The sequence below is a fragment of the Bradyrhizobium lupini genome (assembly GCF_040939785.1).
Lineage (GTDB): Bacteria > Pseudomonadota > Alphaproteobacteria > Rhizobiales > Xanthobacteraceae > Bradyrhizobium > Bradyrhizobium canariense_D.
In genome coordinates this window covers 3,803,923-3,817,717 of sequence record NZ_CP162553.1, presented here as the reverse complement: position 1 = coordinate 3,817,717, position 13,795 = coordinate 3,803,923, and the positions used below count along the sequence as shown (strand labels likewise).

The following is a 13,795-nucleotide window of genomic DNA, read 5'->3' as shown; positions in this document are numbered from 1 at the left end:
CGGGCCGCGAAGCATTTGGCTCGTCAGCTTCATGCACTATGATCTGGGATATTTCGACCTGGAGCAGAAAACCCTGCAACGTCTCGACAACGAGGCTGTCACCCATGTCTTAGGTACGTTCCGTTCTTGGGTACGTTCCGTTACCCATGTCTTCGGGCCGGACAATCAAGGCGCTGGTGCCGCAAGAGGGATTCGAACCCCCGACCCCGTCATTACGAATGACGTGCTCTACCAACTGAGCTATTGCGGCGAACCATGCCGGGGCCCGCGCGAGGCCGGTCCCGTTACGCGCGCTCCTGATATCGGGCATGGCCCGAATTGGCAAGGTGGAGCCGGCTCCCATATGCCGCTCACCCGCCCCAGCGAGACCAGAATCCGCGCCAGCCGCCGGCCTGGGCCTTTGCGTGGTCCCTGGGCGTGCCGATTTGTTCCGTAAATTCATCGCTCGGGCCCTCGTCGTCGATACCGGGATCATCCGGGGCGCGGACGATCGGGATGACGGCGGGAATAGGTGCTTGTCCAGGTTTGCCGAGGTCGGCGCGGGTCCGGAACACCGGCGTTGCCGCCGCGGACGATGATTCGGCGATCTCAGGGGCCGGTTTGAGCGGCTCGGCAGGCGTGACGACCGGCTCTTCCTTGACGGTTTCTTTGGCGGTCTCCTCGACGGCTTCCTTTAAGATTTCCTGGGCTTCAAGGGGCGGCGAATTGTCCTGCGGAGCGGGCACCGGATCCGGCGCCATGACAGCCGGTTCCACCGGGCTCTCGCTCGGGGCCGTCGTCACCCGCTTCGGCGGCGGAGCCGCCAGCATCGCCTCCTCGAAGGCCGAGGATTCGATCATGGCGCCTTTGTCGGAAGGAAGACTCGCGACTGGCGTTTGCCACTGGAAGGCGTCAAGACGGCCGGTGACCGGGGAAACCGGACGCCAGCGGTCGCTGACATAACCGTCCGCAGTCCAGGCCGGATCATGGCGGGCGCGCACCGCGCGCAAGGTCCAGGCGCGGGCCCGGCCGCCGTCACCATGCTCGGTCCGCTCGATCTCGGCCATCAGCAACGCCACGCGCTGGGTGGGATCGTTGACGTAAGGCGCCAGCACCGCGCGCGCACGGGCAAACTCGGACGCATCGATCGCGGCGCGCGCGATCGCCAGCTGGCCCTCGATATAGCCAGCCTTGTCGGCAGAAATCTTGGCCGCAAGCGTCTCGACCCGCTGCAGGCGCTGCCGCGCGGAATCGCCGAGCTTCACATGCGCATAGGCATCCGCAAGATCAGGATGCGGATTGGCGAGCCAGGCGGTTTCCACCAGCTTCATGGCGCGGCGCACCTGATGCGCCTCGCTCTCGAATTTTGCAGCGAGCACTGCGGCCGGAACCAGGGTCGGCGCGAGCTTGACCGCCTGCATCACGCTCTCGCGCGCGACGTCGCGGTCCATTGTTTCCAATTCCAGCGCGCGGGCGGCGAGCAGCACGCCGCGCTGGCGGCGATAGGCCTGCTTGTCGATCAGGCCCGCGGACAGATTCGAATCGAGGATCGCGAGCGCGCCGCTCCAGTCGCCGCGCGCGCAGCGGAAGCCGAGCACCGCATGCGAGGCCCAGGTCGAGGACGGCGACAGCTTGATCGCTTCCTCGGCGATCATCACGGCGCCGACCGCATCGTCGGCGCGCTGCGCCTCGATGAACAGGCCGCGCAGGCCGAGCAGGCGCGTGTCCTCGCGCTCGGCCATGGCACGGAAGACGCGCTGGGCCTCGTCGCGATTGCCCTCGAGCTGCGCCGATTGCGCATGCAAGAGAAGCGCGAGCGGATCGTTTGCAGCCAGCCGCCGCGCGGTATCGGCGTGGCGACGGGCAAGCGCGGTGTCGCCATGGCCGATCGCAAGCAGGCCGTGGGTGATGGCGTGGCGGCCGCGAGCATGGCGCTTTTCGTGACGACGGCGGCGCAGACGCCCCGGAGCGCGCCAGGCCATCGTCAGCAGGCTCCAGACCAGCACGACTGCCGCGGCAAAGAGACCAAGCAAGAACACGAAGCGGGGAAGCGTCGTTGTGGCGCGGAAAGCGCCCGCAGTCAGGACGAGGTCGCCGGGCTGATCGGCAACCCAGGCCGCGCCGGCCGCCGCCAGTGCGATCAGAACGAGGAAGAGGACGATGCGAAGCATGACGATCCCTATACGCGGTGATTGTTGCGCGAACCTTTATTGACCAGGCTTGACGAGATCCGCCATGGCGGCGTCGGCGAATTTGCGTGACGCGGCGAGCGCGGCGTCACGGGCATCGGTCTTGTCGAGCCAGGCTTGCGCCGGTGCACGATCGGCCTCGGGCAGCGTCTTCAACTCGCGCCGCGCCTCGCCGAAATCGTTGCGCAACGCAGCCGCCGTCACCCGCGCGACGATCGCGCCGCGATCGTTGCCGACCCCGTCGGTACGCTCGATGCGGACGAGTTTCGACGCCCCCGCCTGAAGGCGCTCGACGATTCCGGTGCCGCTGGCCGGAGCTTCCGCCCGCGGCGACAATTTTGGCACGATGTTGAGGAGCTCGCGACTCAAGGCGACCGGCGTCGGAATGCCTGACGACGCAAAGGTGTCGAGCGGCTTCAGCATCTCCGGCTTTGCTGCCAGCGACCGCGCGGCGGCGAGCTGCGACTCGTAGGCATCGCCGTGGCGAACGGCGACGTCGAGCAGGGCCGCCGCCACCACATGGCGCAGCGGCTTGTCGTCCATCGTCTTCGCGTCGGCGATCTTCTCGCTTTGCTGTGCGAGTTCCGCACGTTCGGTCTTGCTTGCACGCTCGAGCTGAGCGAGGCGGTCGTTGAGAGCGGCAAGATCGGGCGCGGCAGCGCGCGGCGCCGATGTCGCGTCGTTCAGGGCGCTGGCAGTCTTGTCGGATTGTGCGCGCAGATTGGCGATCTCGCTGCGCAGGCTCGTTGCGGATTTCTCCAGCGCATCGATCCGCGCCACCATGGCCGGATCGGCGGCCGGCTTGCCCGCCTTGGCTTCGACCGCGGCCACGCGCCCGCTCAGCGCCTCGACGGTTGCGCCCGTCACTTGCGGAGCAGCCGGCGGCGCCTGCACGGCAGGCCAGCCCAGCATCCAGCCGACCGCGATCACGATTGCGGCTGCGACGGCGCCGGAGAACGGAGCGATAACCCAGGGTGAAATCGACGGCGATACCGACGCGGACGCAACGGAAGACTCTTCTTCGGCAGGTTCGGGCTGCGGCGCGGTAATAGCTTCTTCGGACCTTACCTCTTGAGACTTTTCCTCTTGAGACTTTTCCTCTTGAGACTTTTCCTCTTCAGATTTGGCTTGCTCATGCGCGGCCTGTTCGGTCGCTGCCCCAGCCTCAGGCTCGCCCGTCACCTGCTGCGGCTGGGTCGAGACTTCCGTCGCCTCGAGGTCGATGGTGGGCGGGATGCGCTTGGCGCGGCCGGACTCGGGAGCCAATCCTGCGTCTTCAGGCTTGTCGTCGGCCATCGTGACGGTTCCTCACACTTACCTGCCCTGAACGAACGGACCCGATTGCGTCGGATTCGGCCCGACCTCTTACGCCAAACGGGTGCGCAAAGCACGCTCCAAGGTGTCAAATAAGGCATTTTCGTCCGGCGTCGCCGCAACCAGAGACCTGCGAGGCACCGGCCTCGCGCAGTACGCCGGCGACCGGCTCGGACAGGCAGCACTGCGGGATCGCCAGAGCCGAGATTTCGACACCTTCCGCCCGCGCGGCCTCCAGGAAAGCCCGCGCGCTGCGCCGGGAGTAGTGCAGCACCGCCTCGATCCCATGGGCGGCAAAGCCTTCACAGACATCGCGCGGCAACAGCTTGACTGGCGCCATGCGATAGGTCGTCTGCGTGATGACGATGAAGCCTTCGGCGCCCAGCTCCCCGCCGAGGTCGCGCGACAGATCCGCGCCCGCGAGATAGAGCAACGTGCTCTTTTTCTTCAGCCGCTTGTCGCGCGCGCTCTGCATCACCTTGTCGCGCAGGGCAGCGGCATCGCCACCGGCGACGATCACCTCGGCAAAACCGGCATCGCGCCCGGCGGCAGCCGTGTGCTCGCCGACCGCGAACAGCGGCAGCTGCAGGAGACCAAGGTCCGGTAATTGCGATGCGACGCCACGGATCGCATTGGCCGATGTGACAATGACGGCGCTGTAGCTCGTTTCACTCTCGTCATGGAAGGCGACCGGCTCGAACTTGAGCACCGGCGCGAGCAGCACCACATGACCCCGTGCACGCAGATTTTCCGACGTCGCCTCATTGTCGGGATGCGGCCGTGTGACAAGAATGGACATCGCTTGTGTTCCCGAACCACGTGGCGGTGGCGCTTTCACGAGGAACGGCAGCGCGTGACGATTGCGTTGGCCGACCCCGGAATGCTACCGGACGTACCAGAACTCTGCTTTGCGGATGAGCGCAAGGGGCGGGAAGGGCGCAAATTGGATAACAATTCGCCAATGCTGGTACTGGGCATCGAAACCACCTGCGACGAGACCGCCGCGGCGGTGATCGAGCGTGCGCCTGACGGCAGCGGCAAGATCCTGTCCAATATCGTGTGGTCGCAGGTCGAGGAGCATGCCCGTTTCGGCGGCGTGGTACCGGAGATCGCGGCCCGCGCCCATGTCGACCTGCTCGACGGCATCATCGACCGCGCCATGACTGAGGCCGGCATCGACTTCGCCCAGCTCGACGGTGTCGCGGCCGCCGCGGGCCCGGGACTGATCGGCGGCGTCATCGTCGGGCTCACCACCGCGAAGGCGATCGCGATGGTGCACGACACGCCGCTGGTCGCGGTGAACCATCTGGAAGCGCATGCGCTGACACCGCGCCTGACCGACGCACTCGAATTTCCCTATTGCCTGTTTCTCGCCTCGGGCGGCCATACCCAGATCGTTGCCGTCACCGGCGTCGGACAGTATGTGCGGCTCGGCACCACCGTCGACGATGCGATCGGCGAAGCCTTCGACAAGGTGGCGAAGATGCTGGGGCTGCCCTATCCGGGCGGCCCGCAGGTCGAGCGCGCGGCAGCCAACGGCGATGCCGCGCGATTTGCGTTTCCGCGGCCGCTGCAGGGACGCCCCGACGCCAACTTCTCACTCTCGGGATTGAAGACAGCGGTGCGCAACGAAGCAAGCCGGTTGGCCGAGATCACACCGCAGGACGTCAACGATCTCTGCGCGAGCTTCCAGGCCGCCGTGCTCGACTCCACCGCCGACCGGCTGAGCGTCGGCCTGAAACTCTTCCGCGAGCAGTTCGGTGCACCGCGTGCGCTGGTGGCGGCCGGCGGTGTCGCCGCCAATCAGGCGATCCGCGGCGCGCTGCATGACGTTGCGAGGAAAGCCGGAACACAATTGATCATGCCGCCGCCGGCGCTCTGCACCGACAATGGTGCAATGATCGCCTGGGCCGGCGCGGAACGTCTCGCGCTCGGCATGACCGACACGATGGAAGCACAGCCTCGCGCGCGCTGGCTGCTCGATGCGAACGCGACGGCACCGGCCGGATACGGCAAGACACGCGCGGGATTCTAGCAATGACAGCGTTCCGATCTGTCGCGGTGATCGGCGCGGGCGCCTGGGGCACGGCGCTGGCGATGGTGGCGGCGCGGGCCGGACGGAACGTGACGCTGTGTGCGCGCAATTCCGAGCACGCGACGCGAATCGCATCGAGCCGCGACAATCCGCGGCTGCCGGGCGTGCGGCTTGCGCCGGAGATCATCGTCACGAGCGACCTGGCCCTCGCCGCACGCGCGGACATGCTGCTGATCGCAGTGCCCGCGCAGCATCTGCGCGGTGCTGTCAACATGCTCGCCTCGCACCTGGAAAAGCCGGTGCCGATCATTGCCTGCGCCAAGGGCATCGAGCACGGCACCCATAAATTCATGACCGACGTGATCGCCGAGGCCGCGCCTCGCGCAGCCGGCGATCCTGTCGGGCCCGAGCTTTGCCGACGATGTCGCGCGTGGCCTGCCGACGGCGGTGACGCTGGCCGCAAAGGACGACGCCTTGGCGAGCCACCTGGTGCAGGCGCTGGGCTCGCCGACGTTCCGGCCCTATCACTCCACCGATGTCCGCGGCGTCGAGATCGGCGGCGCCGCCAAGAACGTGCTGGCGATCGCGGTCGGCATCGCGGTCGGGCGCAAGCTCGGCGCTTCCGCCCAGGCCGCACTTACCACCCGCGCCTTTGCCGAGCTGACACGCCTCGGCCGCGCGCTCGGCGCACGCAGCGAAACACTCACGGGCTTGTCTGGCCTCGGCGATCTGATCCTGACCTGCTCGAGCCCACAATCGCGCAATTTTGCGCTCGGCCTGTCGCTTGGCCGCAGCGAGCAGCCGCCCGCCGGCAAGCTTGCCGAAGGCGAATTCACCGCGCCGGTACTGATCGAGCTCGCGGCTTCGCAAAAAATCGAAATGCCAGTATCGGAAGCCGTCGCATCGATCCTGACCGGCAGAAGCACGATCGACGCCGCGATCTCGGGGCTCATGACGCGACCTTTCAAGGCGGAGGAATGAACATGGCGTACTGGCTGGTGAAATCCGAACCATCGGTGTGGTCCTGGGACCAGCAGGTGGCGAAAGGCGCCAAGGGCGAAGCCTGGACCGGCGTGCGCAATTACACCGCGCGCCAGAACCTCGTCGCCATGAAGAAGGGCGACAAGGCGTTCTTCTATCATTCCAACGAGGGCAAGGAGATCGTCGGCATCGCGGAGATTATCAAGGAAGCCTACCCCGATCCGACCGACAAGACCGAGAAATTCGTCTGCGTCGACATCAAGGCCGACAAGCCCTTGAAGACACCGGTGTCGATGGCCGCGATCAAGGCCGAGAAGAAGCTCGCCGACATGGCCCTGGTGAAATATTCGCGCCTCTCGGTGCAGCCGGTGACGGCCGAGGAATGGAAGCTCGTCTGCAAGATGGGCGGGATGTAGGCTTAGGTGCTGTAGCCCGGATGAGCGAAGCGATATCCAGGACTACTGCTGCTATCCCGCATGTCGCTACGCTCATGCGGGCTACGACATCGGAGCTTGTTTCTCCGGCAGCGCAAACACCTCGCATGGCGAGGCGATGCCCCGCAGCGAATGCGATCCGAGCGCGATCAGAGGCATGTCGGTCTCGGCGGCGAGCGCGCCCGACACCAGCACGGTTCTGCCGAGCGGCTTGCACAATCCTTCGAGCCGGCTGGCGAGATTGACGGCGGGACCGATCGCGGTGAAATCCAGCCGATTGGCGGCACCGATATTACCCCATAGCATCTCGCCGAGATGCAGCGCCGCGCCGAACGCGAGCGGCGGCAGACCTTGAGCACGGCGCTCCGCGTTGAGATACACCATCCCGGCTTCGGCTGCGCGCGCGGCACGCAGAGTTGCATCGGACGCTTGGCGCGGTGACGGCCCGACCACCGGAAAGATCGCGAGCACACCGTCGCCGATGAATTTCAGCACCTCGCCGCCGAAGGCGTGGACCGCGCCGGCGATGCGATCGAACCAGGCATCGAGCGCCGCGATGACCTCGGCAGGCGGATTGGTTTCCGATAGGAGCGTGAAGTTGCGCAAATCGGCATAGAGCAGCGCGGCCTGTATGGTCTCGCCGAGGTCGCGCCGCAGGGGTGCCGCCAGCACCCGCTCCGCACTGCGCTTGCCGAGATAGGCATCCAGCGTCGCGCGCAACGTTGCACGCGCGGCAAGTACGGCAAGGGGTGTAGCGGCAAAGCGCGCGGCCTGGCGCAATTGCTCGGTCTCGTCCGCGGTGAACGGACGCGGCCCGATCCAGCCGAGCAACGGCCCGTCGGGCCGTCCGACCAAATCTTCGTGCACTTCACCCTCCGCGATGTCGCGCAGCCAGCGGCGGCCGGCATCGTTGGGCGGGTCGGGCGCGAGGCCGCCTGGTGCGAAGCCGAGCGCTTCGATCACCCGGCCGTTCTCCGCGCGCCACAACCAGGTCCGTTTCGCGATCAGCGGATGTGGCACCTCCAGCGTCAGGCTGCCCGCCGCAAGCGGCACGCCATCGGCGACCAGATGTGCGCCAAGGTCCGCGAGCAGGCGGTCGGCGCCGGCGCTATCGGCGGCGGCATCGACAAGCCAGGCGAGTGTCGGCGAGAGGTGCATGGCCCGATCATGACGAAGGCAGGCGGTCTTTGTCACGGGCAATCCTTGACGGGCCGCTCGAGCGCCGCCATGTCCCAGTGTCAGCCCATGGGTGATCGTCGATGACCGAACCGTTCATAGTGCGACGCGAGACCCAGATCGCGGCCCCACGCGCCACCGTTTTCGCCTACCTGACCGACCCCGAGAAGATTTTGAGCTGGATGGGTTCCGACGCGACCACGGAGCCACATCCCGGCGGGCTGTATCTGCTCAAAGGCATCGGCCCCCGCGGCGGCGTTGCCCGCGGCGCATTCCGCGAAGTCGTGCCGGTGCATCGGCTCGCCTACACGTTTGGATGGGAGGGCGGCCAGGAAGTGCCGCCCGGCTCAAGCCTGATCGAGATCGACCTGATCGAACGCGACGGCGGCACATTGCTGCGCATGACCCATAGCGGGCTGCCGACCGAGGAACAGGCGGCCGCCCACGCGACGGGATGGGCGCACTATCTGGGACGGCTCACGGCGGCAGCCGCGGGCGGCGATCCCGGTCCCGACAACGGCGTTTCCAACAACGCGTAACGACGCCGAGGTCAGACCGCCGCGGTCGCCACCACCTGCTGCAAAAGCTGCTCGCGCCTGGCCTGCGAGCGCTGGCCCTTCATGGTCGCGGCGAAGCGTTCCAGGATGCCGTCCTCGAACGCGGTGACGATGGTATCGTGAACATAGCTCTTGCGGCAGATCGCCGGCGTGTTGGAGAGCTGGTCGGCAGCGCCGCGGATCGCCTCCAGCACCTGCTTCTTGCGGCCGCGCTGGCTGGTCGCCGGCGTGATCCGCGACAGCGATTCCACGACGACGGCAGAGGCCATCAGCGTGCGGAAATCCTTCAGCGAGATCTTGATGCCGGCGATCTCGCGCAGAAACGCGTTCACCTGCGTGGTGCTGACCGCGCGCACGATGCCATAGGGATCGCGATACTGGAACATGCGCTTGCCGGGAACGCCCTGCAAGATCCCGATGGCGCGCACGAGCTTGGCCGCGTCGCACTCCTTGCGCACCGCCTTGCCGCCCTTCGCCTTGAAGGTCAGCACGAAGCTGTCGTCTTCCAGCGAGACGTTGGACTTCAGCAGCGTGGTGGCGCCGCGGGTGCCGTTGAGACGGGCATAGGATTCGTTGCCGGGGCGGATCGCGGTGCGCGCGATCAATTCGATGACGGCGGAGAGCGCGAACTCGCGGGTCGGCTCGTCGCCCGACAGGAACGCCGAGACCTTGCGCCGGATCTTGGGCAGCGCGCCGACGAGCTTTTCCAGGCGATGCGCCTTGCGTTGCTCGCGGACCTTCTCCCAATCGGCGTGATAGCGATATTGCAGCCGGCCCGCGGCATCGCGTCCCACTGCCTGGAGATGCGTGCTCGGATCGGCCGAGTAGCGCACCTCGCGATAGGCCGGCGGCACCGCCATCGAATGCAGCCGCCGAATGGTGCGGGCATCGCGGATGTGGACGCCGTTAGGCCGCACGAACGAATAGCCCTTGCCGCGCCTGACGCGGCGGATGGTCAGCTCGTTCTGGTCGCCGAGCCGCAGGCCCAGTTCCTTGGCGAGGGCCTCGACCGTCGTCGACGGCGCCGCGTCGAACACTTTCTTCGGGCTGGGACGGCCGGAACCGGCCGGTTTCGGCCATTGTCCGAGGGCTTTGGCCAGCGCGATGGCTGCAGGATCGGCTGAAGCGGGCCGTATCGTCCCGAGATTCTGCTGATCCATCATAGTCTTATGCCTTAGCCCTGTCTGTTGTCGGTCAATGCCGCTGTTCTGATTTTTGTTCCAAGGGGTCTCGTTGGACCCGGGTTGGCCATTTAGGGTGTTCCGAACCGCATTGCGAGTCCCGAATCAGTGAGAGGCGGTTTCTAAATACCTCTGCTGAATGCACGGCGCTCTGCGCGGGCCCATTCCGAGCATCTGGGTGAAGACCCCAAAGCCGCCCGTCGCCCTGTTTCAAAACTGCGACAGTCGCACGAAACGGCTTGATCCTCCGCATGGCAGGCTGCTCGCCGAAGGTCCAGCTTGTGCACCTTGTCGGGTCCGGTTAGCCCGACGCATAATCGGTTCAACGATCAAGTCGGCTCGCCAGTGGTCCGTGCTCGGCTCGCCGTATGTGGAGGGAAACATGTCCGAGAAGATCTACGACGTCCCCGCAGAATGGGCGAAGCGCGCCTGGGTCGACCAGGCCAAGTACAAGGACATGTACGCCCGCTCGATCTCGGACCCGAACGGTTTCTGGGCGGAGCAGGCCAAGCGCATCGACTGGATGCACGCGCCGACCAGGATCGAGAACGTCTCCTTCGCGCCCGGCAACATCTCCATCAAATGGTTCGAGGACGGCGTTCTCAACGTCGCCCATAATTGCATCGACCGGCATCTCCACAATCGCGCCAACCAGACCGCGATCATCTGGGAAGGCGACGATCCCTCCCAATCCCGGCACATCACCTACAAGGAGCTGCACGACGAGGTCTGCCGGATGGCCAACATCCTGCGCACCCGGAACGTCAAGAAGGGCGACCGCGTCACCATCTACCTGCCGATGATTCCGGAGGCGGCCTACGCGATGCTGGCCTGCGCGCGGATCGGCGCGATTCACTCCGTGGTGTTCGCCGGCTTCTCGCCCGACAGCCTCGCCCAGCGCATCAACGACTGCCAGTCCAAGGTGATCATCACCGCCGATGAGGGCCTGCGCGGCGGCAAGAAGGTGCCGCTGAAGGCCAATGTCGACGCGGCGCTCGCCAAGGCAGACGGCGTCGACTGGGTCGTCGTGGTCAAGCGCACCGGCGGCGCGGTCGAAATGAATCCCTCGCGCGACCTCTGGTACCACGACGCCGCCAAGATGGTGACGACCGAGTGCCCGGTCGAGCACATGCACGCCGAGGATCCGCTGTTCATCCTCTACACCTCGGGCTCGACCGGCCAACCCAAGGGCGTGCTGCACACCTCCGCCGGCTATCTCGTGTTCGCCGCGATGACGCATCAATACGTCTTCGACTATCACGACGGCGACATCTACTGGTGCACCGCCGACGTCGGCTGGGTCACCGGCCACAGCTACATTCTCTACGGACCGCTCGCCAACGGCGCGACCACGCTGATGTTCGAAGGCGTGCCGAATTACCCGGATAATTCGCGATTCTGGAACGTCATCGACAAGCACAAGGTCAACATCTTCTACACCGCGCCGACCGCGATCCGCGCGCTGATGCAGAGCGGCGACGCGCCCGTGAAGAAGACCTCGCGCGCCAGCCTGCGCCTGCTCGGCTCGGTAGGCGAGCCGATCAATCCGGAAGCCTGGGAGTGGTATCACCGCGTCGTCGGCGACGACCGCTGCCCGATCGTCGATACGTGGTGGCAGACCGAGACCGGCGGCATTTTGATCACGCCGCTGCCCGGCGCCACGAAGCTCAAGCCGGGCTCGGCGACGCAGCCGTTCTTCGGCGTGGTGCCTGAGATCGTCGACGCCGACGGCAACGTGCTGGACGGCGAGACATCAGGCAATCTGTGCCTGACGCGGTCATGGCCGGGCCAGATGCGCACGGTCTATGGCGACCACGCCCGCTTCGAGCAGACTTATTTCTCGACCTACAAGGGCAAGTACTTCACCGGCGACGGCTGCCGGCGCGATGCGGACGGTTATTACTGGATCACCGGCCGCGTCGACGACGTCATCAACGTCTCCGGCCACCGCATGGGTACCGCCGAAGTCGAAAGCGCGCTGGTGGCGCATGAGAAGGTCTCGGAAGCCGCCGTGGTCGGTTACCCGCACGACATCAAGGGTCAGGGCATTTACGCATATGTGACCCTGATGGCCGGCATCGAGCCAACCGAGGATCTACGCAAGGAGCTCGTCACCTGGGTGCGCAAGGAGATCGGCCCGATCGCTGCGCCCGACCAGATCCAGTTCTCGCCCGGCCTGCCCAAGACCCGATCCGGCAAGATCATGCGCCGCATCCTACGCAAGATCGCCGAGGACGAACCGGGCAGCCTGGGCGACACCTCGACCCTGGCCGATCCCGGCGTGGTCGACGACCTCGTCAAGAACCGTCAGAACAAAAAGGCGGTCTGAGCCACATCGTCCTGTGCCCCGGACGCAGCGTAGCGCGCACTTCGCGGTGCGCTGCAGAGTCGGGGCCGATGCAACGGCAGACTCTGTGGCCTTCTAGATCCCGGCTCTGCGTCGCACCGCTTCGCGCTGCGCCGCGTCCGGGACACGAGATCGCATCCCCGCGTTAGCGCTCCCCCGAACAACGGCCGTTCACATCCTCACGCACTTGTCAGGCCGCGCCCCGGCGCCCGGGCATCTTTCCCGCCAAGTGTTGTTTTCAGGTCATTTACTTTGTTTCGAACATTTCCTTTGTTCCCCCTGCTGGCTGGCCCTTGGCGGCCGTGCGTGGAAACCATCCGGTTAACAGGCGCGGTTAAGAATGTCCCCTAACAAGGACTTGGCGAGCCGGCGATTGCCGGTTTTGCGTAATCTTGGACGGTCCGTTCGGGGCAAGGGGAAAATCGATGTCGATGAGGATTGCTGTGGCGCTGGCCGCCACCGTCGTGACTGGGGTCTTGACGTTGACGGCGGCGCAGGCGCGGCCGGAAATGGTGGGGACGAACCTGGCTGACTATTCGCCGGGCACCATCGTGGTCAAAACCAACGAGCGTCGGCTCTATCTCGTCCTCGATAGCGGCCACGCCGTGCGCTACCCGGTCGGCGTCGGCAAGTCCGGCAAGCAGTGGGCCGGCACCACCCGCATCGACGGCAAGTACCGCAATCCGGCCTGGGCGCCGCCCGCCGAGGTGAAGCGCGACAAGCCCAGCATCCCGGACGTCATCCCGGGCGGCTCGCCCCGCAATCCGATGGGCGTCGCGGCGATGACGCTGTCCGGCGGTGAATACGCGATCCACGGCACCAACGTGCCGGGCTCGATCGGCGGCTTCGTCTCCTATGGCTGCATCCGCATGCTCAACGACGACATCACCGATCTCTACAGCCGCGTCTCGGTCGGCACGACGGTGGTCGTGACGCGCTGATCGCCGGCATCAGGACGACACGGCAATAGCCGCGTCGTTCGACGCGGCTTTTTGTCACCAGAAGCGCCAGCTCCGCGCGCACCAGCCGTCGCGATGGCCGCCATTGTAGCTCCGCGCGTAACCGCCCGCGAGCAACGCCGCCGAGACATTGGTCGTGCGTTTGGTCGCGACGTCGGCGAGAACGCGACCATATTTGTCGGCACCGAGGTTGGTGATCGTCACGCCACCCTGCGCGAGCAGATCGCGCAATGCGCGGGCCGCGGCTTCGGCCTTGTCCAGTTCCTCCTGGCAGGATGCTTTCATCTCGGGTGCGTCGATGCCGCGCAGGCGAACGCGCACGATGAGATCGCGGCCGTCGCGCTGACGAACGCGTGCGAAGGTGTCGCCGTCAATGGTGCGAACGACATCGACCGGCTCGCGACGATCGGGATGGCCGCCTTGCTGGAGCACAATCTCGGCGTCTCGTGATTGACCGTCGGTCACGTGAGGGAACTGCCAGTTCATCCCATGCCGGGACGTGAACACCACGGCCACGACGATTCCAACCACGAACATCCACGGCAACAGCCCTGAGAACCGGCGACCAAATGGCGAGCCGCTGTATGAAGGCCGATATGGATGGCTTGGATCGAAACGCGACATCCGCGCACGCTAGGGCTGA

The 13,795-nt window shown here is 66.0% G+C and carries 10 protein-coding genes, 1 tRNA gene and 2 pseudogenes; 6 read left to right on the top strand and 7 right to left on the bottom strand.

Annotated features, from left to right (window positions below):
• Positions 1-174: 174 nt before the first annotated feature.
• The 4 genes and pseudogenes from AB3L03_RS17975 to AB3L03_RS17960 form a co-directional block, all read right to left on the bottom strand.
• Positions 175-250, bottom strand: a tRNA-Thr gene (locus tag AB3L03_RS17975).
• Between the two features lie 100 nt (positions 251-350).
• Positions 351-2,150 (bottom strand): heme biosynthesis HemY N-terminal domain-containing protein, encoded by a 1,800-nt coding sequence (locus AB3L03_RS17970; protein ID WP_204512897.1) that lies wholly within the window; start codon positions 2,148-2,150, stop codon positions 351-353.
• Between the two features lie 36 nt (positions 2,151-2,186).
• The gene (locus AB3L03_RS17965) at positions 2,187-3,464 is read right to left on the bottom strand and encodes a COG4223 family protein (RefSeq protein WP_368508990.1); all 1,278 of its coding nucleotides are present in this window, start codon (positions 3,462-3,464) and stop codon (positions 2,187-2,189) included.
• Positions 3,465-3,533: 69 nt separating this feature from the next.
• Positions 3,534-4,281, bottom strand: a pseudogene (locus AB3L03_RS17960) (uroporphyrinogen-III synthase).
• A gap of 162 nt (positions 4,282-4,443) precedes the next feature.
• On the opposite strand from AB3L03_RS17960, the gene tsaD reads away from it, so the two are divergent.
• The 3 genes and pseudogenes from tsaD to AB3L03_RS17945 all read left to right on the top strand — a co-directional run bounded on the left by tsaD (position 4,444) and on the right by AB3L03_RS17945 (position 6,914).
• Positions 4,444-5,517 (top strand): tRNA (adenosine(37)-N6)-threonylcarbamoyltransferase complex transferase subunit TsaD, encoded by a 1,074-nt coding sequence (tsaD, locus tag AB3L03_RS17955; protein ID WP_018459700.1) that lies wholly within the window; start codon positions 4,444-4,446, stop codon positions 5,515-5,517.
• A 2-nt stretch (positions 5,518-5,519) separates the two neighbouring features.
• A pseudogene (locus tag AB3L03_RS17950) lies at positions 5,520-6,498 on the top strand (NAD(P)H-dependent glycerol-3-phosphate dehydrogenase).
• Positions 6,499-6,500: 2 nt separating this feature from the next.
• The gene (locus AB3L03_RS17945; RefSeq protein WP_204512900.1) at positions 6,501-6,914 is read left to right on the top strand and encodes an EVE domain-containing protein; all 414 of its coding nucleotides are present in this window, start codon (positions 6,501-6,503) and stop codon (positions 6,912-6,914) included.
• Between the two features lie 81 nt (positions 6,915-6,995).
• Here the strand turns inward: AB3L03_RS17945 and AB3L03_RS17940 are convergent, their stop codons facing one another.
• Entirely contained in the window at positions 6,996-8,090 is a 1,095-nt protein-coding gene (locus AB3L03_RS17940; protein WP_204514029.1) for an adenylate/guanylate cyclase domain-containing protein, read from the bottom strand.
• 101 nt (positions 8,091-8,191) lie between these two features.
• Between AB3L03_RS17940 and AB3L03_RS17935 the strand changes: the two genes are divergently transcribed.
• Positions 8,192-8,647 (top strand): SRPBCC domain-containing protein, encoded by a 456-nt coding sequence (locus AB3L03_RS17935; RefSeq protein WP_204512901.1) that lies wholly within the window; start codon positions 8,192-8,194, stop codon positions 8,645-8,647.
• Positions 8,648-8,658: 11 nt separating this feature from the next.
• On the opposite strand, the gene AB3L03_RS17930 is transcribed toward AB3L03_RS17935, so the two are convergent.
• Positions 8,659-9,828 (bottom strand): DNA topoisomerase IB, encoded by a 1,170-nt coding sequence (locus AB3L03_RS17930; protein WP_018459695.1) that lies wholly within the window; start codon positions 9,826-9,828, stop codon positions 8,659-8,661.
• Positions 9,829-10,228: 400 nt separating this feature from the next.
• On the opposite strand from AB3L03_RS17930, the gene acs reads away from it, so the two are divergent.
• Both acs and AB3L03_RS17920 read left to right on the top strand, forming a co-directional pair.
• Positions 10,229-12,175, top strand: coding sequence for an acetate--CoA ligase (gene acs, locus AB3L03_RS17925; RefSeq protein WP_204512902.1), 1,947 nt, complete (start codon positions 10,229-10,231; stop codon positions 12,173-12,175).
• A gap of 443 nt (positions 12,176-12,618) precedes the next feature.
• Positions 12,619-13,134, top strand: a complete 516-nt coding sequence (locus AB3L03_RS17920) for a L,D-transpeptidase (protein ID WP_018459693.1) — start codon at positions 12,619-12,621, stop codon at positions 13,132-13,134.
• 54 nt (positions 13,135-13,188) lie between these two features.
• On the opposite strand, the gene AB3L03_RS17915 is transcribed toward AB3L03_RS17920, so the two are convergent.
• A complete protein-coding gene (locus tag AB3L03_RS17915) occupies positions 13,189-13,776 on the bottom strand; it encodes a thermonuclease family protein (RefSeq protein WP_368508989.1) in 588 nt (195 codons plus the stop codon).
• Positions 13,777-13,795: the final 19 nt, after the last annotated feature.

Coding starts and splice junctions, on each gene's coding strand:
- AB3L03_RS17965 (WP_368508990.1), bottom strand. CDS start 3,464: ATGGCCGACGACAAGCCTGAAGACGCAGGATTGGCTCCCGAGTCCGGC.
- AB3L03_RS17915 (WP_368508989.1), bottom strand. CDS start 13,776: ATGTCGCGTTTCGATCCAAGCCATCCATATCGGCCTTCATACAGCGGC.
- AB3L03_RS17930 (WP_018459695.1), bottom strand. CDS start 9,828: ATGATGGATCAGCAGAATCTCGGGACGATACGGCCCGCTTCAGCCGAT.
- tsaD (WP_018459700.1), top strand. CDS start 4,444: ATGCTGGTACTGGGCATCGAAACCACCTGCGACGAGACCGCCGCGGCG.
- AB3L03_RS17940 (WP_204514029.1), bottom strand. CDS start 8,090: ATGCACCTCTCGCCGACACTCGCCTGGCTTGTCGATGCCGCCGCCGAT.
- AB3L03_RS17920 (WP_018459693.1), top strand. CDS start 12,619: ATGTCGATGAGGATTGCTGTGGCGCTGGCCGCCACCGTCGTGACTGGG.
- AB3L03_RS17945 (WP_204512900.1), top strand. CDS start 6,501: ATGGCGTACTGGCTGGTGAAATCCGAACCATCGGTGTGGTCCTGGGAC.
- AB3L03_RS17935 (WP_204512901.1), top strand. CDS start 8,192: ATGACCGAACCGTTCATAGTGCGACGCGAGACCCAGATCGCGGCCCCA.
- acs (WP_204512902.1), top strand. CDS start 10,229: ATGTCCGAGAAGATCTACGACGTCCCCGCAGAATGGGCGAAGCGCGCC.
- AB3L03_RS17970 (WP_204512897.1), bottom strand. CDS start 2,150: ATGCTTCGCATCGTCCTCTTCCTCGTTCTGATCGCACTGGCGGCGGCC.